The sequence below is a fragment of the Bacillus cereus genome, from assembly GCF_015071065.1.
Taxonomy (GTDB): domain Bacteria; phylum Bacillota; class Bacilli; order Bacillales; family Bacillaceae_G; genus Bacillus_A; species Bacillus_A cereus_BA.
This window is the reverse complement of the sequence record NZ_VOVA01000007.1, coordinates 121,810-144,982: the sequence shown is the minus strand read 5'-3', so window position 1 is coordinate 144,982 and position 23,173 is coordinate 121,810. Positions and strand designations below refer to the sequence as shown.

Sequence of the window (23,173 nt, the reverse complement as noted above, 5' to 3'; positions counted from 1 at the left end):
GGAAAGTATTTCAACAGGGCGTTTCAAAAATATGTACAGCAACGCAATTTTGAAAACGGATTCATAATTGTGTTGTACAGTTAGTTGTAAGGAGAGGGGAAACTATGACAGAACAGACAGTCCGTGTAACCGTTGATGGTAAAGAATTTTTCGCATCAGGTGAAAAGACGATACTCCAATTATTTAACGAAAGTAATTTAGAACATCCTCAAATTTGTCATGTACCAGAGGTAGATCCTATTCAAACTTGTGATACATGTATTGTAGAAGTAGATGGGAAGTTAATGCGTGCTTGTTCAACAAGGTTAGAAGAGGGCATGCATATTGAAAGACAATCACAGCGTGCTAAAGAGGCACAGACCGAGGCAATGGATCGAATATTAGAGAATCATTTATTGTACTGTACGGTATGTGATAACAATAATGGTAACTGTAAGGTCCATAATACAGTGCATATGATGGAAATTGAGGAACAGAAATATCCATATGAACCGAAAGTAAGCGCGTGTGAAGTAGATACGTCTCATCCTTTTTATCGTTATGATCCCAATCAATGTATTGCATGTGGACAATGTGTAGAAGTGTGCCAAAATTTACAAGTGAATGAAACTTTATCGATTGATTGGAGCTTAGACCGCCCGCGTGTTATTTGGGACAATGGTGTGAGTATAAATGACTCGTCTTGTGTTAGCTGTGGGCAATGTGTAACAGTTTGTCCTTGTAATGCATTAATGGAAAAAACGATGCTAGGAGAAGCTGGATTTATGACTGGTTTAAAACCAGGTGTGCTAAATCCAATGATTGATTTTGTAAAAGATGTAGAGCCTGGATATAGCAGTATTTTAGCAGTTTCAGAAGTAGAGTCCGCGATGCGTAAGACGAAAATTAATAAGACAAAAACAGTTTGTACATTTTGTGGTGTAGGTTGTTCATTTGAAGTATGGACGAAAGATCGTCAAATTTTAAAAGTGCAACCTGTTTCAGATGCACCGGTTAATGGTATTTCCACATGTGTAAAAGGCAAATTTGGATGGGACTTTGTGAACAGTGAAGAGCGTATTACAAAGCCGTTAATTCGCCAAGGGGATATGTTTGTTGAGGTTTCATGGGAAGAGGCTCTTGAAGTTGTTGCATCTAATATGCAACATATTAAATCAGAATATGGTAGCGATGCGTTTGGGTTTATTTCTTCTTCGAAAGTAACAAATGAAGAAAACTATCTTATGCAAAAACTAGCTCGTCAAATATATGGAACAAATAATATAGATAACTGTTCACGTTATTGCCAATCTCCAGCAACAGATGGTTTATTTAAAACTGTCGGTATGGGCGGAGATGCTGGAACAGTGAAAGATATTGCTGAGGCAGGTCTTGTTATTATTGTTGGTGCAAATCCAACAGAAGGACATCCTGTACTTGCAACTAGAGTGAAACGTGCTCATAAATTACATGAACAAAAACTGATTGTCGCAGACCTTCGTAAACATGAAATGGCGGAGCGTGCTGATATATTTGTTCACCCGAGTCAAGGAACGGATTATGTATGGCTTGCTGGGATAACGAAATACATTATTGATCAAGAATGGCACGATAAAAAGTTCATAGCTGAAAATGTAAAGAATTTTGATGAATATAGCAAAATGCTAGAAAAATATACGCTTGATTATACTGAGGGAATTACAGGGATTTCTAAAGCTCAGTTAAAAGAAATGGCTCGTATGGTATATGAAGCAGATGGTACTTGTGTACTTTGGGGAATGGGTGTAACTCAAAATACAGGAGGAAGTACAACGTCGGCAGCAATTTCAAATTTACTTCTCGTTACAGGTAACTACCGTCGTCCTGGTGCCGGTGCGTATCCGTTACGCGGGCATAATAACGTACAAGGTGCTTGTGATATGGCGACATTACCGAACTGGCTTCCGGGTTACCAAGCGGTTTCAGATGATGTACATCGTGCGAAATTTGAAAAAGCATACGGTACTACCATTCCGAAAGAACCGGGATTAAATAATATCGCAATGTTACTTGCGGCCGAAGAAGGAAAACTGCGTGGTATGTATGTTATGGGAGAAGAAATGGCTTTAGTAGATTCAAATGCCAACCATGTACAACATATTTTAGCGAATTTAGACTTTCTTGTTGTTCAAGATATGTTCTTATCGAAAACAGCTCGTTTTGCCGATGTTATTTTACCGGCAGCACCAAGCTTAGAAAAGGAAGGAACATTTACAAATACAGAGCGCCGTATTCAAAGATTGTATGAAGTATTGAAGCCACTTGGTGATTCTAAGCCAGATTGGTGGATTTTACAAAAAGTAGCTCGTGCACTGGGCGGAGACTGGAATTATGGAAGTCCAAGTGAAATTATGGATGAAATTGCATCGCTTGCCCCGTTATACTCACAAGCAACGTATGACCGTTTAGAAGGCTGGAATAGTTTATGTTGGGGTAGCCATGATGGTAGTGATACACCATTATTATATGTAGATGGATTTAACTTCCCAGACAAACTAGCACGTTTATCACTAGATGAATGGGTTCCGCCAGTTGTAGCACCAGATGAGTATGATTTACTATTAAATAATGGCCGTATGCTAGAGCATTTCCATGAAGGAAATATGACGAATAAGTCGGCTGGAATTTTATCTAAAGTGTCTGAAGTATTTGTTGAAATTTCACCTGAGCTTGCTAAAGAACGCAATGTGAAAGATGGTGGTCTTGTAGAGTTAGCATCACCATTTGGAAAGATTAAAGTACAAGCGCTTGTTACAGATCGTGTAACTGGAAATGAGTTATATTTGCCGATGCATGCGACAGTAAATGAAGAGGCAATCAATATTTTAACAGGAACAGCAACAGATATTTATACGTGTACACCAGCTTATAAACAAACAATGGTGAAACTGCGCGTATTACGTGAAAAAGGAAATCGTCCGTTACCATCTTCAAACCCGAGAGATAAAAAGCGTCATCCGCAAAATGGTGTTGAAATCGAGCAAAAGTGGCAAAGAAACCAATACGTATCACTTGTGGACCAGAATTAGGGGGCGGAGATAATGGCAAAAGAGATTACTTTAATTAAAAAGAAGATTGTAACAGAAGAAGAAAAGAAACAGCAAGTAACAGATGAACTGTTAAATGATCTAGCTGAAAATAGAGAAGCAGTAGAAGAGACGATGCAGCTATTAGCGCAGTTGCAAAAAGCTGGAATTTTAGATGCAGCAATTAGTTTACTTGCTGCAAAAGAAGATGTTTCCAAAATAGCTGTTGAACAATTGAATCGTGAACCAGTAAAAAACGCATTAAACAATATGATGGGGGCAGGAGAGGTATTATCTTCAGTGGACCCAGAAATAACGAAACAAATTACATCAAGCCTAGTTACTGGATTACAATTTGCAACAGAAGAATTAAATAGTGGTAAAAAAACAAAAGTGATGGATTTCTTTAAAGTATTAAAAGACCCGGATATCAATAGAGCAATTACATTCGGTTTTAGCTTTTTGAAAGCATTTGGGCAAGGATTAGAGAAAAAATAGAGTAGATGAAAAAGTGATGGGAAATAGCCATCACTTTTTTCATTGTATGTATAAGAGTGTTCATGTTAAGCGGAATATATTATTATTAAAAAGATGGATTAGAAATGGAAATGTGGAATCCATTTCAAATATCGTTTTAGAATGTGGAGGAATATATGCAACACCGTAAAAGACTATCTATACCAGGAGTAATGAGCCATTCCTTTCAAACAGTAAAATTTGCTTTTTGGAATGTATTAACCTTTCAACTTGCTTATAAATTGTTAGCAGCGATTGTATTTGTTCCACTATTTGGGATAATTTTTAATAAATTATTGTATTTTGGTGGTTACGCAAATGCGACAAATGATGAATTATTAGCATTTTTAAAGACACCATACGGCATTTTGGCAATCGTAATTTTATCATTGTTAGCACTGTTTCTTATCTTTACGGAATTTGCGGTGCTTATTATTATTTCGTATTTCGCTCATAAAAGACAAAAGGTGAAATTACGCCCGATTTTATATAAAACCGTAACGTATTTACCTACTCTTTTCACATATTGCTTACCAGGATTTATTTTATATGCTGTCGTATTATTACCTCTTTTAAATATGGGATATGAAACGGCATTAATTCCGCAAATTCAAATTCCTAACTTTATTACAGGAGAACTCTTCAAGACAACGATGGGACAAGTTGGTTATTACACGTTCTTTGCTGTAGTCGCGTATTTGAACCTTCGCTGGATTTTTGTTCTACCTATTGTCGTTTTAGAGCAAAAAACATTTCGCGTGGCAGCACGCAAAAGTGCAGCTTTAGTAAAAGAAAGCTTTTTTAAAGTACTATTCTTTTTAGTAGGTTTTTTCATTTCAATAGGGATTGTGTATGTTGTATTTTGGGGAATATATTTATTGTGCCTATGGGGTGTATATGAATTTACAAACCCGAAAGGAACATTCGCATTGTTAGCTGAATCAACAATGTCTGTATTCCTAACAAGTACATTGTATTTATTTAGCTTTATCGTGACACCATTTTATATTATGGCTATAACAAGATTGTACTTACAAAAGGTTCCAGTTGAAGATGTGTTATTAGAAGAAGGATTAGATTATTCGAAAACGAAAGCAGATAAATGTTTCTTCCAAAAACATCGCTGGAAATTTATTAGTGTATATATTGTAGGGATTATTACGGCCGGAATGGTTGTTGCCTTCATTGTAACGTTTATTTCAAATTCGTATAAAGAACCGATTATTATGGCGCACCGCGGATATATATCAAAAGGTGTAGAAAATACGAAAGAGGCTGTGCAAGGTGCTATTGATGCAAAAGCAGACTACGCTGAAATAGATGTATTACAAACGAAAGACGGTGAACTGGCGGTTATACATGACTTGAAGTTAAAACGTCTTGCAAATGCCAATGTGCATGTGTCAGATTTAACGATGAATGAATTAAGACAGCTTACTCTTAGTCAAGATGGATTTTCAGGACAAATAAGTACACTTGATGAAATCATTAAGCTTGCAAAGGGGAAAATCAAACTCAATATTGAAGTGAAGCTTCATGGGGGCGAAAAAGACTTTGTAAACAAAGTCTTAAAAACGATTAAAGATAATGAATTTGAGAAGCAATGTGTAATTCAAACGTTACACTATCCACTCATTAAAGAGTTTAAGCGTGCAAATTCAGATATAAAAGTAGGATATATACTGTATGCAAGTAGAGCTAACTTAAAGAATGTGAAAGCTGACTTTTATGTAGCAGAAGAATACATGTTAAATAAGAAATTAGTAAAAGAAGTAAGGAAGTTAAATAAGCCAATTTACGTATGGACAGTGAATGATATGGAAAGTTTAAAGGCATATTATAAGTTAAACGTAGATGGTATCATTACCGATTATCCTGAAGACGCACGTGAAACAATTAAGATGTTAAAAGAACAAGAAGCTGAAGAAAGCGATATATTTGATAAAATTACAGAAACGACAGAAGATTTATTTTCAAAGTTATTTATAAGTTATCCAGCTGCTGGCTAAATGCTAGTAGCTGTTTTTTTATGAAAAGAATATATTTCTAAAGTATTGTACAAAGTAATAAGTGTATATGTATACGTAACTACTTAGTTTTTTTGCATTGTTACATTATTGTCAAATAATAAATAATTACTATGCGTTTTGAATGAATATAATGTAAATAGAGTACTAGATGATGAAGTGGTACGAATAACCCAATAGAATCAATGTTTTATATATTTACACTATTCTAAATATATAAACTTTAAAAAAATAGTATGTTAGCGTTTTCATAACTTTTAAGTTATGCTAGAATAAGGACATAAGTTATTAATTATTACAAAAAGAAAAAAGAATTCCTTTTTTCTGTTAATTATAAGGGGGCATTTCATTATGCGTATTGGGGTACCAGCAGAAATTAAAAACAACGAAAACCGTGTGGCAATGACACCAGCAGGTGTTGTACATTTAGTTCGTAACAATCACGAAGTATTCATTCAAAAGGATGCAGGTGTAGGATCTGGTTTCACAGATGCTCAGTATGTTGAAGCGGGAGCAAAAATTGTTGATACAGCTGAAGAAGCTTGGAACATGGAAATGGTTATGAAAGTTAAGGAACCAGTTGAAAGCGAATACAAACATTTCAGTGAAGGTTTAATCTTATTCACATACTTACACTTAGCTCCAGAGCCAGAATTAACAAAAGCGTTAATTGAAAAGAAAGTTGTTGCTATCGCATATGAAACAGTACAATTAGAAAACCGTTCATTACCATTACTTGCACCTATGAGTGAAGTAGCTGGTCGTATGGCTGCACAAATCGGTGCGCAATTCCTTGAGAAAAACAAAGGCGGTAAAGGTATCTTACTTGCAGGTGTTCCAGGAGTTAAACGTGGTAAAGTAACAATTATCGGTGGTGGACAAGCTGGTACAAATGCTGCTAAAATTGCAGTTGGACTAGGGGCGGATGTAACAATCATCGACTTAAGTGCAGAACGTCTTCGTCAATTAGATGACATTTTCGGCAACCAAGTAAAAACTTTAATGTCTAATCCTTACAATATTGCAGAAGCTGTAAGAGAATCTGATCTTGTAATCGGTGCAGTATTAATCCCAGGTGCAAAAGCGCCAAAACTTGTAACAGAAGAAATGATTCAATCAATGGAACCAGGTTCTGTTGTTGTAGATATCGCGATTGACCAAGGTGGTATTTTCGAAACAACTGACCGTATTACAACTCATGATAACCCAACTTATGAAAAACACGGCGTTGTACATTATGCAGTTGCAAACATGCCAGGGGCGGTTCCACGTACATCAACTCTTGCATTAACAAACGTAACAGTACCATATGCAGTACAAATTGCTAACAAAGGCTACAAAGAAGCTTGCCTAGGCAACACTGCATTATTAAAAGGTATCAATACATTAGAAGGTTATGTAACATTCGAAGCAGTTGCAGAAGCTCACGGTGTAGAGTACAAAGGTGCAAAAGAATTATTAGAAGCAGAAACAGTATCTTGCTAATAGCAGCATTATACAAAAAAAAATCGAACAATATATAATACAACATGATAAGAGCTAAGAGATAATACCTCTTAGCTCTTCTTAGTAAAAGGGGGCATTCATCGTGGCCAACCTATTCAAAAAGAAATCCGTTACGCAATTGTTAGGGGAAAGTAAAAGTAAAACTTTGACGAAAACGCTAGGGGCATTTGACCTAACAATGCTAGGGATTGGTGCGATAATTGGTACAGGAGTTCTAGTATTAACGGGATTAGTAGCAGCAAGAGATGCTGGTCCAGCAGTTATTTTTTCATTTATGATTGCAGCAATTGTTTGTGGATTTGCAGCTTTATGTTATGCAGAGGTTGCATCTGCACTTCCTGTTTCAGGTAGTGTGTACACATATTCATATGCAACAATTGGTGAATTTGTTGCCCATTTAATGGGATGGACATTGCTATCCGTATATGTCGTAACGACTGCCGCAGTAGCTGGCGGTTGGACAGGTTATTTCAATAATTTAGTGAGTGGATTGGGACTTGAAATTCCAAAAGCATTGTTAACGATTCCATCGCAAGGTGGTATGGTGAACTTACCCGCAGTTATCGTTACGTTGGTGATAACTTGGTTATTATCACGAGGTACAAAAGAAAGTAAGCGTGTGAATAACATAATGGTATTAATTAAAATTAGTATTGTTGTTTTATTCATTGCAGTTGGTGTATTCTACGTGAAACCAGAAAACTGGATACCATTTGCACCGTACGGCTTAAGTGGAGTCTTTGCCGGAGGAGCAGCAGTATTCTTCGCTTTCTTAGGATTTGATGCATTAGCAACTTCTGCGGAAGAAGTAAAAAATCCGCAACGTGATCTGCCGATTGGTATCATTGCTTCATTAGTCATTTGTACAATCATTTATGTTGTAGTTTGTCTCGTTATGACAGGTATGGTTTCTTATAAGGAATTAGATGTACCTGAAGCGATGGCCTATGTACTAGAAGTTGTAGGGCAAGATAAAGTGGCTGGTGTAATTGCTATTGGAGCTGTAATTGGTATTATGGCTGTAATTTTCGCTTACATTTATGCGACAACACGTGTATTCTTCGCGATGAGCCGTGACGGTTTATTGCCAAAATCTTTTGCGAAAATTAACAAGAAGACTGAAGCACCAACATTTTCAGTTTGGTTAACAGGAATTGGTAGTGCTTTAATTGCTGGATTTATCGATTTAAAAGAATTGTCAAATTTAGCGAATATTGGAGCGTTATTAACATTCGCGATGGTTGGTGTAACTGTCATCATTCTTCGTAAAACGCATCCGAAATTACAACGTGGATTTATGGTACCACTTGTACCAATCTTACCGATTATTTCAGTTGCATGCTGTCTATTCTTAATGGTAAATCTACCATTAAGAACATGGATATACTTCGGTGTTTGGTTGGCAATTGGAGTAGTTGTATACTTTGTATATTCGAAAAAGCATAGTCATCTAAAAGAAGATGGAAGTTCGCAAGATAGTTTAGAAAAAGCTAATTAAAGGGATATAAGATAGTAAGCCTTGTGCGTCTAGGGAGCGCGCAAGGCTTTTCTTTTGGGGAAATAAAGGTGACCAATGCTACTTTGTCGAATTTTTATGTCGGAATATGAAAAAAGGGGTTGGAGGATGGAGATGAAAGTTGTCGTTGGAGCAGAGGGATATAATAATAACCCAGGTTGGTTACATACAAATGAGGATGAATTAAATTTATTAAGAAGAGAAATGTGGATTAATAAATTTCAGCCTAATTCTTTATCAGTAATTTTAGCTGAACACGTATGGGAGCATTTATCGTATGAAGAAGGTGTTGAAGCAGCTAAAATATGCTATGAGTTTTTACAAGATGATGGTTACATTCGGTGTGCAGTACCAGATGCATTTTTTCCAAATGAAGAATATCAGCAAGGTGTGCAAGTAGGAGGGCCAGGTCCATTAGATCATCCGGCTGCCAGTCATAAAATTGTACATAACTATAAAACGATTGTATCTATGTTTGAAGTAGCGGGTTTTCAAGTAAAGTTGCTAGAGTATTGCGATGAAAATGGAGAATTTCATTATAATGACTGGAATGAGCAAGGAGGTTTTATTTATCGCTCGAAGCGCTTTGACCATAGAAATCAAGATGGAAAGTTAGGATTCGCTTCGTTAATTGTGGATGCAGTGAAAGTTAATAAATAAGAAAAGGATGCACGATAGCTTTCGTGCATCCTTTTTGTATGAAGATCATGATAGATGCTGAGAATATTTATAGGTGTATTTTGAAATGTGAACGGAATTATCAAAAAAATCTTGCGGTTTTTATTGACACATATGAATGGACGCTCATATAATAAAGTTATAAGATATATGAATAGTTGTTCATATGTTCAAATGAAGAGGTGAGCTGTGATGGCTGAAAATAAAGTAGAAACGCAACAGGAAGCATGTTCTCAAACGGTAATTCACGAGGAAATCGTGGATCAAGTAAAACAAACAATTCCGGCTGATGAAAGTTTAAGTAAAGTAGCAGAATTATTTAAAGTATTAGGTGACCGTACACGTACGAGAATATTACATGCATTATTTGAAGCTGAAATGTGTGTTTGTGATTTAGCGTATTTATTAGGAATGACGCAATCTTCAATCTCACATCAGCTTCGTGTATTAAAGCAAGCAAAGCTTGTAAAGAACCGTAAAGAAGGAAAGGTAGTTTATTATTCATTAGCTGATCAACACGTAATTCATATCTTCGAGCAAGCGTTTGAACACGTAAACGAGGAAGAATAAAAACGCGAGGAGGGAGAACGATGGCAGAAGCATTAGTGAAAAAGAAACTTATGCTAGAAGGTTTAGATTGTGCAAATTGTGCAATGAAAATTGAAAAAGGTGTTGGGAATATAGAGGGAGTAACGTCTTGTTCCGTAAACTTCGCAACAAAAACGATGCTTTTAGAAACACCGCAAAATAAAGAAAATCAAGTTGTTACGGAAGCGAAGCAACTTGTTACAAAATTAGAGCCGCATATTAAAGTGCAAGAAGAACAAAAAACAAAATCAATAAAAGAAGTATTTGTATTAGAAGGCTTAGACTGTGCAAATTGTGCAATGAAGATTGAAAATAAGGTAAAGGAAATGCCAACAGTTTCAGAAGCGACTGTTGATTTCGTATCAAAGAAATTACGAGTAGAAGTTGCGAATAAAAGAGAACTTGAATCGACTGTGCAAAATATAAAAAATGTTGTTCAAAAGTTAGAGCCAGATGTAAAAGTTGTTCGTGAAGAGGAAAAAGGACACGATCATAGTCATGATCATGGTGATGGAAATGTGAAAAAGATGATAGGGCGATTAGTAGTCGGTGGAATTTTGACAGGAATTGCTGCGCTAGCCGGATTACCGCAAATGATAACAATTCCATTATTTGTCCTTGCGTATTTATTAATTGGTGGAGATATTGTTTGGAGAGCGGTAAGAAACATAACTCGCGGCCAAGTATTCGATGAAAACTTTTTAATGGCGATTGCAACTTTAGGAGCTTTCGCGATTCAACAATATCCAGAAGCGGTAGCAGTTATGCTATTTTACCAAGTAGGGGAACTGTTCCAAAGTATTGCAGTAAATCGTTCTCGAAAATCAATTACGTCATTAATGGATATTCGTCCTGACTACGCGAATGTGAAAGTTGGAAATGAAACGAAACAAGTATCACCAGAAGATGTGCAAATTGGTGAGTATATTATCGTAAAACCAGGTGAAAAAGTACCGTTGGACGGGAAAGTAATTGAGGGAACATCAATGATGGATACTTCAGCGTTAACAGGTGAGTCTGTACCGCGAGAAGTAGAAGTTGGTAATGACGTATTAAGTGGTTTTGTAAACCAAAATGGTGTATTAACTGTTGAAGTTACAAAAGAGTTCGGTGAATCGACTGTATCGAAAATTTTAGACTTAGTACAAAATGCAAGTAGCAAAAAAGCGCCAACAGAAAACTTTATTACGAAGTTTGCACGTTATTATACTCCTGTTGTAGTTGTAACAGCAGCAATAATGGCATTTATTCCACCACTTATTTTAGATGGTGCTACATTCTCCGATTGGATTTATAGAGCTTTAGTGTTCTTAGTAATCTCTTGTCCATGTGCGCTCGTTGTATCGATTCCTCTTGGATTCTTTGGCGGTATTGGTGGGGCATCTAAAAGTGGTATTTTAGTAAAAGGAAGTAACTATTTAGAAGCATTGAATGATGTGAAATATATCGTTTTTGATAAAACAGGAACATTAACAAAAGGTGTCTTTAAAGTTACGAAGATGGAGCCTAGTGAAGGTATTACAGCTGAAGAGCTATTAGAATATGCAGCATTTGCAGAAGTATATTCAAATCATCCAATTGCACAATCTATTCGAAATGCATATGGAAAATCAATCGATGAAAATGCTATTGAAGACTATAGTGAAATTTCTGGTCATGGTACGGTTGTAAAAGTACAAGGAAAAGAAATTTTCGCAGGTAATGCTAAATTAATGAGAAAAGAAAACATTGCATTTAAGCAACCAAATACAGTAGGTACACTAGTTCATGTTGCTGTAGATGGTAAATATGCGGGTTATATAGTTATCTCTGATGAGGTAAAAGAAGATTCAAAACAAGCAATTCAAAAGTTAAAAGAACTAGGTATTAAGAAAACAGTCATGTTAACTGGTGATGCAAAATCAGTTGGTGAAGCTGTTGGTAAAGAATTAGGTTTAGATGAAGTTCATGCCGAATTATTACCACACCAAAAAGTAGAAGAAATTGAAAAAATTGATGCAGCAAAACGCGGTAAAGAAAAGATTGCATTCGTCGGTGATGGTATTAATGATACACCAGTATTAGCGCGAGCAGACGTTGGTATTGCGATGGGGGGCCTAGGGTCAGATGCAGCAATTGAAGCTGCTGATATCGTTATTATGACTGATGAGCCTTCAAAAATTGTGACAGCTGTAAAAATTGCAAAACGTACACGTAGTATTGTATGGCAAAATATTATATTTGCATTAGGGGTAAAAGGGTTAGTGTTATTACTTGGCGCCTTTGGTATTGCAACAATGTGGGAAGCAGTCTTCTCAGATGTTGGTGTGACGTTACTTGCAGTTTTAAATGCAATGCGTGTACTGAGAGTGAAAGATTTATAAACAAAATTCTTATCATTATGTTAATATATTTTCAACTCATATACGTATAACATTGAAAAAACAGAGAAGGAGAAACTTCTCTGTTTATTTTTGTATATTTTTCGCAACCTTTTCTCGAACAGTTTGAATGTAATTCATTTTATGATCCCAACATTCTTGGCTTAAATCTACAGGGTACTCTTCAGGATTTAAAGTTCGCATATACTCTTCCCAAAATAGTGAGAGGCTGCGTTCGTTATATTTTTGGATATCTAATATATTAGGTAATTCATACGCTCTTTTACCGTTAATGAAAATATCTTGATGCAGTTCGCGTGCTTCAAAGTTTGTTACGAATTTACTTATATATGTATGAACAGGATGGAACATTTTTAGACGCTCTTCTTTTCCAGGTTCTTCAGACTCTAAAGCAATATAATCGCCTTCTGCATGATCGTTAACACGGTTAATAATACGATAAATTCGTTTAAGTCCTGGAGTTGTAATTTTTTCAGGGTTAGATGAAATTTTAATCGTATCATTTAATTTCCCATCGGTATCTTCAATAGCGACTAGTTTATAGACAGCACCTAATGCTGGTTGCTCAAAGGCTGTAATCAGCTTTGTGCCAACACCCCATACATCAATTTTTGCCCCTTGAGATTTCAAGTGCATAATCGTATATTCGTCTAAATCGCTAGAAGCGATAATTTTTGTGTTTGTAAATCCAGCTTCATCAAGTTGTTTTCTGGCTTCCTTTGATAAATATGCCATATCACCACTATCCAGGCGAATGCCATAAAAATCGATACGATCCCCGAACTCTTTTGCAACACGAATCGCATTTGGAACACCAGATTTTAAAGTGTCGTATGTGTCGACGAGAAATACACATTTTTTATGTGTTTCAGCATATTTTTTAAACGCAACATATTCATCACGATATGCTTGAACGAAAGAGTGGGCATGTGTGCCAGCTACAGGAATGCCGAAACGTTTTCCTGCACGAACGTTACTCGTAGAAGAAAACCCACCTATAAAGGCGGCGCGTGTCCCCCACAGAGCAGCATCAAACTCATGAGCACGCCTTGTACCGAACTCTAAAAGTTCATCATTATTTGCAGCGTGCTTCATACGTGCGGCTTTTGTAGCAATTAGTGTTTGGTAATTTACAATATTTAAGAGGGCGGTTTCAATTATTTGTGCCTCGCCGAGCGGTGCATCAACACGTAATAAAGGCTCATTATTAAAAACAACTTCACCTTCTTGCATACTACGAATCGTGCCAGTAAATTTCATGTTTTGTAAATAATGAAGGAAGTCTTCTTCAAATTGCAGCTCTGCTAAATAAGCGATATCGCTTTCGGAAAAGCTGAAATTTTCTATGTACTCTACGATTTTCTCAAGACCAGCAAAAACAGCATAGCCGTTTTCGAATGGAAGCTTTCGAAAGTATAAATCAAAAACAGAACGGCGAGTATGAATACCATCTTTCCAATATGTATAAGCCATGTTGATTTGATATAAATCTGTATGTAAGGCGTAACTATCGTCTTTATAATGATTCATTGTGAAAACACCTCCGTAAATTGGTTATAGTATACCAATTTTCTACCTTCCGTAGCAAAGAAGTAATATTGTAATGAAGTCAAGAGAGAAAAAAATGAAATAATGCATATTTTTTAGAAAATTTACATTTATCAATTTATATTTCTCTAGATTTTATGTATTATTAGAGTAATGGGGGTAATGAGAATGGAGGAGGACAATGCAACAAACATTAGAAAAAATAGGCAAGCAAGTTTTTTATAAACGGCTACAGCAAAAAATGACACAAGAAGAATTATGTCAGGGCATTTGTTCTGTCTCATACTTAAGTAAGATCGAAAATGGAAAGATTGAAGCATCAGAAGAAATTCTACAATTGCTCTGCACAAAACTAGAAATTGCTGTGACGGATTTGAGAGATGTAGAAGAAGATGTGAAAGTGAAGTTGGACGAGTGGTTGAATGCATTAATCCGTTTGGACAAGGCGCAGGTTGAACGTATATATAATGAATTACAAGAAGATATGCAAAATGTTTTAGATTTTGAAATTATAAATTATTATAAACTACTTAATATACGTTATTTAATGATAAAAAGGGACTTGCTGGCGATTGCAGAAGAGTTGGAGAAACTTAAGAAGGCATATAAGAAATTCTCGCCTTTTCAGAAGTTGTTGTATACGTATAGTAAAGGATTATTATGCTGTTTACAATATAAGTGGAAAAAGGGATTAAGTTATTTGTTAGAGACAGAAATCATGGCAAAAGAGCTAGGATATCATGAGACAGGAATTTATTATAATATCGCTCTTACTTATAGTCATTTGGAAATCCAACATCTTACGTTGCATTTTGCAAATATTGCACTAGAGGCATTTAGAAATGAGTATAAATTTAGGAACGTGATAAACTGTCAAATTCTTATTGCATTAAGTTATGCGGAACAAGGGCAATATGAAGAAGCTTTAGAAATGTATGAGAGTATACTGAGAGAATCAGAGGCTTTTGCAGATAAAGACGTTCTAATGGCTATTACTTTAAGTAATATCGGGAATATATACTATAAAAAGAAAAAATATAATCAAGCGAAAGATTATTATTTAGAGAGTTTACAACTTCAAAAACAAATAGATTTAAATTATATAGATACATTATATGAAATGGCATTAGCGTGTATTAAATTAGAGCAGTTTGAAGAAGCGAGAGAATGGATTGAGAAAGGTATTGGCGCTGCTAAACGTGAAGAGAGATTTAATACAAAATTGTATTTACTGCTTATGCTTCGAAATAAGTATTTTGAAGAGGCGCGAGAGTATAAACAATTTTTGGAATTAGAAGCTATTCCGTTTTATAAATCAGCAGGCAATAAAATAGAACTGAAGAAAGTATATGTGGAGCTTGCGGAATATTTTTCTAAGTCACTAAACTTTGAGCAAAGTAATCACTATTATAAGCTAGTTATTGAAATGTTAGAAAATCATAAGGAGGATGAAAAATGAAAAAAGCATTAGCTGGAATTTTAGCAGTTGCAGTAGTACTTACAATTGTCGGCGGAGTACAGTATACGAGTAAACCGGATACTTATGGATTAGATGCTAGTGTATCACAAACTGTAAATGTATAATAATAAAAAACCCCTTTCCAACCGGAAAGGGGTTTCTCAATATTTTATCCTCAAAATTCTACAAAACTTGAGAAAATAATTATTTGAATTTTTAGTATATTAATAGTGGAAACATAATGCTAATATGAAACTACTCTTTTCAAAAATTTTTTATTAGGGGGAAGGTTATATGAAAAGAAAGAGTTTAGCGTTAGTGTTAGCGACAGGAATGGCAGTTACAACGTTTGGAGGGACAGGCTCTGCGTTTGCGGATTCTAAAAATGTACTCTCTACGAAGAAGTACAATGAGACGGTGCAGTCACCTGAATTTATTTCTGGTGATCTAACTGGAGCAACTGGCAAGAAAGCGGAATCTGTTGTGTTTGATTACTTAAACGCGGCAAAAGGTGATTATAAGCTAGGAGAAAAGAGTGCCCAAGATTCTTTCAAAGTGAAACAAGTGAAAAAAGACTCTGTAACTGATTCCACAGTAGTACGTATGCAACAAGTTTACGAGGGAGTACCTGTATGGGGGTCTACTCAAGTAGCTCACGTAAGTAAAGATGGTTCTTTAAAAGTACTGTCTGGAACAGTTGCGCCTGATTTGGACAAGAAGGAAAAGTTGAAAAATAAAAATAAGATTGAAGGCGCAAAAGCAATCGAAATCGCGCAGCAAGATTTAGGGGTAACACCTAAATATGAAGTGGATCCAAAAGCGGACTTATATGTATATCAAAACGGTGAAGAAACAACATACGCATACGTTGTGAATTTAAACTTCTTAGATCCGAGTCCAGGAAACTACTACTATTTCATTGAGGCAGAAAGCGGTAAAGTATTAAATAAGTTTAATACAATTGATCATGTGACGAATGATGATAAGTCCCCAGTTAAACAAGATGCTCCTAAACAGGATGCGAAAGCGGTTATAAAGCCTGTAACAGGAACGAATAAAGTAGGAACTGGTAAAGGTGTATTAGGAGATACGAAGTCGCTTAATACAACATTATCTGGATCATCTTACTACTTACAAGATAATACGCGCGGAGCAACGATTTTCACATATGATGCGAAAAACCGTTCAACATTACCAGGAACATTATGGGCAGATGCAGATAATGTTTTCAATGCAGCATATGATGCAGCGGCAGTTGATGCTCATTACTATGCAGGTAAAACATATGATTATTATAAAGATACATTTAACAGAAACTCTATTAATGATGCAGGAGCACCATTAAAATCAACTGTGCATTATGGAAGTAAGTATAATAATGCATTCTGGAACGGTTCACAAATGGTATACGGAGATGGTGATGGTGTAACATTCACTTCATTATCTGGTGGTATTGACGTAATTGGTCACGAATTAACGCATGCGGTTACGGAAAATAGCTCGAATTTAATTTATCAAAATGAATCAGGAGCATTAAATGAAGCGGTTTCTGATATCTTTGGTACATTAGTAGAATTTTATGATAACCGTAACCCAGATTGGGAAATTGGTGAAGATATTTATACGCCTGGTAAAGCAGGAGATGCACTTCGTTCTATGAGTGATCCAGCGAAATACGGTGATCCAGATCATTACTCTAAGCGTTACACTGGTTCAAGTGACAACGGTGGAGTTCATACAAACAGTGGTATTATTAACAAACAAGCTTATTTATTAGCAAATGGCGGTACGCATTACGGTATAACTGTAACTGGTATCGGTAAAGATAAATTAGGTGCGATTTACTACCGTGCAAATACACAGTATTTCACGCAATCTACTACATTTAGTCAAGCTCGTGCTGGCGCAGTACAAGCTGCAGCTGATTTATATGGTGCAAATTCTGCTGAAGTAACAGCAGTTAAGCAATCATTTAGTGCTGTTGGTGTAAACTAAGGATTTAAGGGATAGTTATTAATAAAATACCTCAAAAATAAAGAAGGAGCCTATGCTCCTTCTTTATTTTTTTCTCCATTTTTTCCACAAATAAAATAATCCAACGCAACCTGCAATTGTTACAATCCACTTCGCTTCATTTGTTCCGTTCATAACTTGGTATGCCGAATATACTTCAATCAATAAGGCTGGTATTTTACCTATTGTACTGGCAATGCTGAAGGAGAGTAATGACATTTTGCCTAGAGCTGCAAATAAAGTGACGATGCTTGATGGGATGAAAGGGATGAGACGAAAAGATAGAACGAGTAGAAAGGCCTCTCTTCCTTCTACGTATAGGAGACGCTCTACCTTTGGATACTTATTTACTTTGTCGTGAGTGAACTTTTGAAGGCCTATGCGATAAATATAAAACGAGATAATAGCCCCTAATGCCTCACCTGCGATCGAAATGATTGTGCCATTTGTTACACCGAAGAGCTGTATATTAATGGCGGTCAAAAAAATACTAGGGATAAAACCTAAAAGACTGATGATGATGTTGATTAAGATACTAAGTGGAATTGCGATTGAATAATAGTCTGTTAAGAAGTTTTGAATTGTTTCAGCCATCTTATAAAATCCTTTATCTTTTTTTGCATTACACCATATTTTCGTTGTATAGGCAAGTGTAAATTTACATAATGTAGAAAAGAGTTGATAGGAGGGCATCTGTATACCTTATATAGGTATTGGGTATATAAAAGTAGGGGTATATTTAGTTTATTTAAAAAACACTCCATAAACCCCGTATTTAAAGGGTTTATGGAGTGTTTTGATTGGTGTTTTTATATGGGAAATAATTTAAAAAACATGGGGGTATATTTTAAGGTGGGCGAAAAACAGTGATTTGATGAAAATAGATTGGAAAATATATCAAAATGAATGAGGGCTTTTAAAACTGTATACATTTTTTCTTTGTGAAATTGACTTTTAGTGGAGTTGCGATAATAATCATGGAAGAGGTGATACGATGAAACGACTAAGTAGTCTTTTCTTGAGTAGTTTATTGGCACTAATGCTGATTTTAAGTGGATGTGCAGGAAAAGAACAAAAAACAGAAAAACCAAAAGAGGATCATTCTACATCAGTAGAAAAAATTAGTGACAATATTTTAGATGAAATGGAAGGACCACCTAAAAATGGTCATACGATTGAAAGGCATGTTGGAAAAACAGAAGAAGAGCTGAAAAAACGTTTGAGTACAGATAAAGTTTCAGCGGCAAGTACATACTATGATAAGGAAACAGCGACAAAGGCTGTGAAAGATAGTTTAAAACAACATGATAAAGAAATTCAGGATTGGTTAAAAAACTCTAAAGAGGCTCGCCTTGTATTGAATACAACTCATTCATTTCCAGTTGGAAAAACGGTAATAAAGAAAAATATGAATGTAAAAGACAAACTAGTAAAGACTGTTACTGTTTTAGCGAGAGATAAATCAGGAAATCTAGGATTTAAGATTATTACTTCTTATCCATCAGATAAATAAAGGAGGGAGTATATATGTATCCAACATTACAATACTTTTTAAAATCTTACTGTACGTTGAGTGTTCATGAAAATGAATTAGCTAGTGTAATGGAAGAATTTCTAGAACAAGAAGAAAACGAAACTGTTGCGAAGTTACGAGATGAATTATTATATATGAAGAAAAAGAACGCGTGGGAAGAAGCTTGCGTATTAGTTGCGAAGCAAGGGAATCGTATATGGTCTTTAGAAGAAACGAAAGACCATCTTGAAACTTTTTTACTATTATTGCAAAAGAAAAAGGCGTGATCTACTCACGCCTTTTTCTTTTGCTTTTTGAAGTTTGTCCGTTTGATATTATCTCATTGTTTTGGGGCACTTTTATATACGCTTTTTGAAATTTGTCCATTTGATATTACTTCACCGTTTTGTGTTACTTTTTTATACGTAACCGCCGTTATTTTATCACCAGTATTACTAATTACTTGAGAAGAAACTTCAACATTTTTACCAGTATTTGTACCGAAAATGCGTGTAGTAATACTACCTCCATTTGAAAATGCTTGAATGTAAATATGATTACCTGTATTGTTTTTAAATTTTAAATCCGGACCATAATCTGCCACTGCTGCATCTTGCCCAAGTGGTAAATAATTTACGGGCATAGAATGATTGCTTCGAGAAACAATTCCTAAATCTGCCCTTAAAGCTGCGCTATATAAAGTACTACTGACTTGGCAAACGCCTCCGCCGGCACTTTGTATAACTTTACCTTGTGAATATACTGCTGCGGATTTATAACCATGTACAGCATCAGTTACGCCAACGCGTCCGTTAAAACTAAACGTTTCATCAGGTGCTACAATAACTCCACTTAAAGTATTAGCTGATTTATTTACGTTATAAGATTGATTTCCATTACGGCCAGCCATTGGAGTAGAGTATTCGGCGATTACTTCTTTAATCCCCATTTTCTGTATATCTTCTGTAGAACGTTCTGGTTTTATTAATGTAACCGGTAATGTAACATCTGATTTACCAGTAGTAATAGCTTCGCTTGTTAAATTGTTTAGTTTTCCTTTATCAATTTTTTCTCCATTTTGACTTTGACTAATATTTACTGTAGAGCCTTCAACACTTAATTCTGCATTAACAGGATTTTTTAATGTTTCATTATATTTATCTTTTATAAAGGTTTCATAAGCTGTTGTATTTAATTGTGGTGTTAATTTATAGTCACGTTTTAATTCACCGTTTTCAGCTTGCTTGCGCATTTTGTAACGATTCATTACGTTTCCTTCTTGTTCTTTAAAAATTTTGTCGACAATATCTTTCTCTTTATAATTTATTCCTAAATCTTTCCATGTGTAAGTTTGTTTATCATCTTTGAATATGTAGGTAAGGGATTTTTGATCTAGTTCAGTTACTTTTTGATTAATAATTGCTTGAATATCTGCTTTATTTTTTCCATCAAGAGAAATACCTTCAAACGTAGTATTTGGTAATGCGGTTTTATTTAATTGATTATTTAATGTGGATACATATTGATATCCACCAATACCGCCTGCACAAAGTAATATGCCCCCTGCAATTGCTGAACCAATCAGTATTTTACTTAGCTTCATTTATTTCCCCCCAGAAAATTATGTATAAATATATGTATTACATTTTTTGTATAAAAATGATGAAAATAACATTATGTACGTACTAGTATACTATTATTTTCATTACGTGTGTAATGTTTTCATAAAAAATGTTACACTGTTGTAATAATTGTCTCTTTTTGTCACAATATGCATGAGAAATATGTTGAAAATTATAATAAAAAGGCTGCTTAGAAAGATCTAGCAGCCTTTTTATTATAATTTTTTATGTTCATTTTTATTCGTAACACCGAGATGTTCTTGAAGCGTTGTCGATATATTATTGACACTTTTTTCGTTTGGAACGTAATAATAAATACCACCTATATATTTATCAGTACCTTCTACTTGCATTTTGTCCATTTTCAAATCTGAATTCATTGAATTTTTGGCAATTGTCATCATATCATCAAAAGTTAAATTTGTTTTTAAGTCTTTATCGACAGCATCTAGTAGGCCACCGATTTTATTAATGGAATTAAGAGATAGTGCTTTTTCAGCAATAGCTTCTAAAACAAGTTGTTGTCGTTGACCACGCATATAATCGCTATCGATATGGCGAGTTCTAGCTAGTGCAAGTGCCTCTTCTCCATTTAAATGTTGACGTCCTTTTTTAAGATGAATGGCATCTGCTTCATCGCTACTATTTTGTTCTGTGAACTCAACTGGAACGTCGACAGTAATACCACCAAGAGAATCAACAATTTTGATAAAAGATTTAAAGTTGAATTTTACATAGTAGTCAACTGGAACGTCTAAAAAGTTCTCTACTGTATCAATCGTGCTGTCTACACCACCGAATACGTGTGCATGTGTAATTTTATCATATTTATCACGTGATTTAATGTAAACGCGTGAATCACGTGGAATGCTGACTAGTTTAACAGATTTATCGTTTTTATTAATTGTTGCAAGTAGTAATGCATCTGTACGAGTCGCTTTTCCGTAACCTTTTTCCCTGATATCACTTTCATCAACACCCATAATCAGGACAGAAATATTGTCAGTCATAGGTTTAACAGCTTTTTCACGTTTGCTGGATTTATCTCCTCGGCCTAGTTCGGAATAGGCGTTGCTTAAGACGGATTTTGCTTTACTGTATATATGGAAGGAATATCCTCCTGCTCCCATTGCTACAATAAGTAAGGGAATAAGAATGAACCAAAGTAGGCGCTTTTTCTTCGAACGTCCTTTTTTGGCTCGAGTTTCATTGTTAATGTCGGATTTCATCATTTTTTCTCCTTTAAAACAATCAAAGTGTATACATCTAGAAGTGTATTAAGACACATAAAAAATATTGTACGCTAAATAAAAGGTATTGTACATGTATAAAAAATAGATGTCTTGATTATTTATCCCGCATTAACGGGCAGTAAAACTCCCACCTCAAAGTCCAGCGAATGCAAGGAAGTTAGGTGGGAGATAACTGCCCGTAAATGCCCGATTGATTCAACTAATAATCAGTGGGGGATAGCCCCCCTCTGATTAAAGTTTCACTTTATAAGACATCTATTCGTTATTGTATACAAAAGACAGGGATAAGAAAATGATAAAATTTTTCCTAATTAAAGCATAATACTTACAATAATCGCAGATAAAATACTAACAAGAGTAGCTCCGTATAGTAATTTTAGGCCGAAGCGGGCAACAACATTGCCTTGTTCTTCGTTTAACCCTTTTACCGCACCAGAAATAATTCCAATGGAAGAGAAGTTGGCAAAAGAAACAAGGAAGACAGAAATGATACCAATTGTACGGGTAGAGAGAGTACTGGAAATTTTGCTAAGGTCCATCATGGCAACGAATTCATTAGTTACAAGCTTCGTGGCCATAATGCTACCAGCGGTGACAATTTCAGAACTTGGTACGCCGATAAGAAATGCAATAGGGGCGAATACATAGCCGATTAATTGCTGGAAAGTAATGCCGAATATAATGAGGAATAGGTCATTAATGCAACTCATTAATGCGACGAATCCAATGAGCATAGCGCCGACGACAATTGCTACGCGAAAACCATCAAGAATGTATTCCCCGAGCATTTCAAAAAAGCTTTGCTTTTCACCTTTTATTTCCAAAATATCTTCGTCATCGTTAACGTCGTAAGGATTAATAATGAGTACGATAATAAAACCGCTAAATAAATTGAGAACGAGTGCGGTTACTACATATTTTGGTTCGATCATTGTCATATAAGCGCCGACAATGGACATGGATACTGTTGACATAGCAGAAGCACAAAGTGTATAAAGACGATGTTTTGGGATTTGAGCTAATTGTTTTTTTACAGTAATGAAGACTTCTGATTGGCCGACAATAGCGGAAGCGATGGCGTTGTAAGATTCTAATTTCCCAAGACCATTTATTTTGCTAAGAAAGAAACCAATCCAATGAATGAAGAATGGTAGTATTTTGAAATGTTGTAATATACCAATTAAGACGGAAATAAAGACAATCGGTAATAATACGTTAAGGAAAAATGACATTTCCCCTTTATTTGCAAGACCGCCAAATACAAAGTTTATACCACTGGCAGCATACTCAAGTAGCCTCGTAAACAGGTTGGAAATTATCGTAATAAGTATGAGACCAATTTCTGTATTTAATAATAAATAGGTTAAAATTAACTGTATAATAAGCATGATGAAAATTGGTTTGAATTTAATGTGTTTTTTATTGTTGCTAGCAATGTAGGCAAGGAAAAAAACAACGATAAGTCCAACGAAAAAAGTGATAAATTTCATAATAAGCCCCCTAAAAGAG

General features: G+C 35.3%; 18 protein-coding genes. 13 read left to right on the top strand and 5 right to left on the bottom strand.

The window, feature by feature from the left end; all coding sequences use genetic code 11:
• Positions 1-104: 104 nt before the first annotated feature.
• The 8 genes from fdhF to FT637_RS18580 all read left to right on the top strand — a co-directional run bounded on the left by fdhF (position 105) and on the right by FT637_RS18580 (position 12,238).
• A complete protein-coding gene (fdhF, locus tag FT637_RS18615; RefSeq protein WP_193647571.1) occupies positions 105-3,047 on the top strand; it encodes a formate dehydrogenase subunit alpha in 2,943 nt (980 codons plus the stop codon).
• 12 nt (positions 3,048-3,059) lie between these two features.
• Positions 3,060-3,542 (top strand): DUF1641 domain-containing protein, encoded by a 483-nt coding sequence (locus tag FT637_RS18610; RefSeq protein WP_088031322.1) that lies wholly within the window; start codon positions 3,060-3,062, stop codon positions 3,540-3,542.
• A 155-nt stretch (positions 3,543-3,697) separates the two neighbouring features.
• Positions 3,698-5,569 carry a glycerophosphoryl diester phosphodiesterase membrane domain-containing protein gene (locus tag FT637_RS18605; protein ID WP_193647570.1) on the top strand — a complete coding sequence of 624 codons (1,872 nt, stop codon included), beginning with the start codon at positions 3,698-3,700 and terminating at the stop codon, positions 5,567-5,569.
• 369 nt (positions 5,570-5,938) lie between these two features.
• Positions 5,939-7,072 carry an alanine dehydrogenase gene (gene ald, locus FT637_RS18600; protein WP_193647569.1) on the top strand — a complete coding sequence of 378 codons (1,134 nt, stop codon included), beginning with the start codon at positions 5,939-5,941 and terminating at the stop codon, positions 7,070-7,072.
• Between the two features lie 103 nt (positions 7,073-7,175).
• Complete coding sequence (locus FT637_RS18595) at positions 7,176-8,591, top strand: amino acid permease (RefSeq protein WP_193647568.1); 1,416 nt, start codon at positions 7,176-7,178, stop codon at positions 8,589-8,591.
• 126 nt (positions 8,592-8,717) lie between these two features.
• Positions 8,718-9,269, top strand: coding sequence for a class I SAM-dependent methyltransferase (locus FT637_RS18590; protein WP_193647567.1), 552 nt, complete (start codon positions 8,718-8,720; stop codon positions 9,267-9,269).
• A 210-nt stretch (positions 9,270-9,479) separates the two neighbouring features.
• The gene (locus FT637_RS18585) at positions 9,480-9,857 is read left to right on the top strand and encodes an ArsR/SmtB family transcription factor (protein WP_193647566.1); all 378 of its coding nucleotides are present in this window, start codon (positions 9,480-9,482) and stop codon (positions 9,855-9,857) included.
• Positions 9,858-9,877: 20 nt separating this feature from the next.
• The gene (locus FT637_RS18580; protein WP_193647565.1) at positions 9,878-12,238 is read left to right on the top strand and encodes a heavy metal translocating P-type ATPase; all 2,361 of its coding nucleotides are present in this window, start codon (positions 9,878-9,880) and stop codon (positions 12,236-12,238) included.
• An 84-nt stretch (positions 12,239-12,322) separates the two neighbouring features.
• Here the strand turns inward: FT637_RS18580 and FT637_RS18575 are convergent, their stop codons facing one another.
• A complete protein-coding gene (locus FT637_RS18575) occupies positions 12,323-13,786 on the bottom strand; it encodes a nicotinate phosphoribosyltransferase (protein ID WP_193647564.1) in 1,464 nt (487 codons plus the stop codon).
• Positions 13,787-13,985: 199 nt separating this feature from the next.
• On the opposite strand from FT637_RS18575, the gene FT637_RS18570 reads away from it, so the two are divergent.
• The 3 genes from FT637_RS18570 (at position 13,986) to FT637_RS18560 (ending at position 17,258) form a co-directional block, all read left to right on the top strand.
• The gene (locus FT637_RS18570) at positions 13,986-15,263 is read left to right on the top strand and encodes a tetratricopeptide repeat protein (protein ID WP_193647563.1); all 1,278 of its coding nucleotides are present in this window, start codon (positions 13,986-13,988) and stop codon (positions 15,261-15,263) included.
• On the top strand, positions 15,260-15,388 hold the full coding sequence (locus FT637_RS18565) for an NprX family peptide pheromone (RefSeq protein ID WP_193647562.1): 129 nt from the start codon (positions 15,260-15,262) through the stop codon (positions 15,386-15,388). Before FT637_RS18570 ends, FT637_RS18565 begins: the two co-directional genes overlap by 4 nt.
• A gap of 169 nt (positions 15,389-15,557) precedes the next feature.
• Positions 15,558-17,258 (top strand): M4 family metallopeptidase, encoded by a 1,701-nt coding sequence (locus FT637_RS18560; protein ID WP_193647561.1) that lies wholly within the window; start codon positions 15,558-15,560, stop codon positions 17,256-17,258.
• A gap of 63 nt (positions 17,259-17,321) precedes the next feature.
• Here the strand turns inward: FT637_RS18560 and FT637_RS18555 are convergent, their stop codons facing one another.
• A complete protein-coding gene (locus tag FT637_RS18555; protein ID WP_193647560.1) occupies positions 17,322-17,870 on the bottom strand; it encodes a TVP38/TMEM64 family protein in 549 nt (182 codons plus the stop codon).
• Positions 17,871-18,270: 400 nt separating this feature from the next.
• Here FT637_RS18555 and FT637_RS18550 point away from each other — a divergent pair, with 400 nt between their 5' ends.
• Complete coding sequence (locus tag FT637_RS18550) at positions 18,271-18,789, top strand: RNase A-like domain-containing lipoprotein (protein ID WP_193647559.1); 519 nt, start codon at positions 18,271-18,273, stop codon at positions 18,787-18,789.
• A 14-nt stretch (positions 18,790-18,803) separates the two neighbouring features.
• Positions 18,804-19,076, top strand: coding sequence for a hypothetical protein (locus FT637_RS18545; RefSeq protein WP_193647558.1), 273 nt, complete (start codon positions 18,804-18,806; stop codon positions 19,074-19,076).
• 53 nt (positions 19,077-19,129) lie between these two features.
• Here the strand turns inward: FT637_RS18545 and FT637_RS18540 are convergent, their stop codons facing one another.
• The 3 genes from FT637_RS18540 to FT637_RS18530 form a co-directional block, all read right to left on the bottom strand.
• The gene (locus tag FT637_RS18540) at positions 19,130-20,392 is read right to left on the bottom strand and encodes a VanW family protein (protein ID WP_193647557.1); all 1,263 of its coding nucleotides are present in this window, start codon (positions 20,390-20,392) and stop codon (positions 19,130-19,132) included.
• A gap of 234 nt (positions 20,393-20,626) precedes the next feature.
• Positions 20,627-21,643, bottom strand: a complete 1,017-nt coding sequence (locus FT637_RS18535; RefSeq protein WP_319805953.1) for an LCP family protein — start codon at positions 21,641-21,643, stop codon at positions 20,627-20,629.
• Between the two features lie 332 nt (positions 21,644-21,975).
• On the bottom strand, positions 21,976-23,154 hold the full coding sequence (locus FT637_RS18530) for a NupC/NupG family nucleoside CNT transporter (RefSeq protein ID WP_193647555.1): 1,179 nt from the start codon (positions 23,152-23,154) through the stop codon (positions 21,976-21,978).
• Positions 23,155-23,173 lie beyond the last annotated feature (19 nt).